The following is a 1,409-nucleotide window of genomic DNA, read 5'->3' as shown; positions in this document are numbered from 1 at the left end:
AAGAAGGGCAAGTTGTATTCAATGTTCCAGCTGGATTGCGACCTGCTCAACAAATAACAGATGTTGTTATTATTGCTGGTCCACCTTATTCTATATGTGAATTTAACGTAGAAACTGGCGGTAATGTAAAAATATACAACATCACTACTGACAAAACTATTCATTTTTCAATCAATTATTTAGTATAAAAAAGGAGGTAAACAAGTGGAACGTATCGACGTATTCATAAAAACGTTTATAGCTACCTTTGGTGGCTTCTGTGGATATTTCTTAGGAGGATGGGATGCAACATTGAAAATCTTAGTGACGATGGCAGTTATTGATTATTTAACTGGAATGATTGCAGCAGGATACAACGGAGAGTCAAAAAGTAAAGTAGGTTTCAAAGGCATCGCCAAAAAGGTGGTGCTTTTTCTTTTGGTTGGAGTGGCAGCGCAATTAGATACAGTGTTTGGAAGCAACAGCGCTATCCGTGAAGCGACAATCTTTTTCTTCATGGGTAATGAATTGTTATCACTTTTAGAAAACGCTGGACGTATTACACAAAAAATCCCTTACTTAATCCAGAAAGGATACTGGGGTGGTGGAGAAAAAAATATGATCTGCCTTGGAAATGAAAAACAGTGGGCTTACCTAAAACATTTTGATATTCAATGGTTCTATGCATACACTAAATATTGGCCAGGGTATCAAATCCGAATTTACGATGGACCGAACGGCAATGACATTGGTTTTGTGGATGGAAGTGAGCCGTATCAATTATTTAATAGACAAGATGGGCATATTGATATCGGTGGAAATCGTTGGATTCGTGAGGAACATGTAATTATTAAATAATAGGTGGTTTCAAAAGTACACAACAACAAAGGTAAAACATACTATGTAACTGCTAGCGAGGCATATGTATTTATGAAGTGAAAATCCGGCTCTTGTGAGTCGGATTTTCTTTTTTTATATTTAAGATAAGATTGCCTTTCTTAAATATAAAATTATGAATAGATAGGAATTAATTCTTGTTTAAAATCTTCATACATACCTAAAGCAATTTTTAAAATTTTTTCTAAGCTGTCATAATCGCTAAATAGTACTGGCTTAATTCTAGTATCTGGAGAAATTAAAAGTCTTGAATATAGACTCCATGGACTACCTRATCTTAGTTCATCATTATGATAAACTACCCAAGTAAAATCCAGAACGTTTACTTTAATACCAATATTAAAATAAAATAAATTTTCTTTTTTATCACCTAGTTCTCCAACTTTTAAAAACTTTTCTTTTTTATCATAAACTGATTTATAACCTAGCTTTTCAAGTATTTGTTGAATGTCTTCAATATTGGGATTAGGAATGATTTCTTCGGCATCATAATTTTCTCTCGAAAAAGAAGAAAGTTCTGTGTATCTATTAAC

2 protein-coding genes and 1 pseudogene are annotated in these 1,409 nt (G+C 33.2%); 2 read left to right on the top strand and 1 reads right to left on the bottom strand.

The genetic code is table 11. The annotated features are described in order from the left end of the window. Positions 1 to 188: pseudogene (locus AC1DTM_RS26510) on the top strand (BppU family phage baseplate upper protein); the annotation flags it as partial. Positions 189 to 297: 109 nt separating this feature from the next. Continuing rightward, the gene (locus AC1DTM_RS26505; protein WP_372343034.1) at positions 298 to 837 is read left to right on the top strand and encodes a phage holin family protein; all 540 of its coding nucleotides are present in this window, start codon (positions 298 to 300) and stop codon (positions 835 to 837) included. Between the two features lie 152 nt (positions 838 to 989). On the opposite strand, the gene AC1DTM_RS26500 is transcribed toward AC1DTM_RS26505, so the two are convergent. Beyond that, the coding region (locus tag AC1DTM_RS26500; protein ID WP_477001284.1) for a hypothetical protein at positions 990 to 1,409 on the bottom strand (420 nt) is incomplete at its 5' end.

The sequence above is a fragment of the Bacillus sp. P4_D3 genome, assembly GCF_056401855.1.
This window is presented reverse-complemented; position numbering and strand designations above follow the sequence as displayed.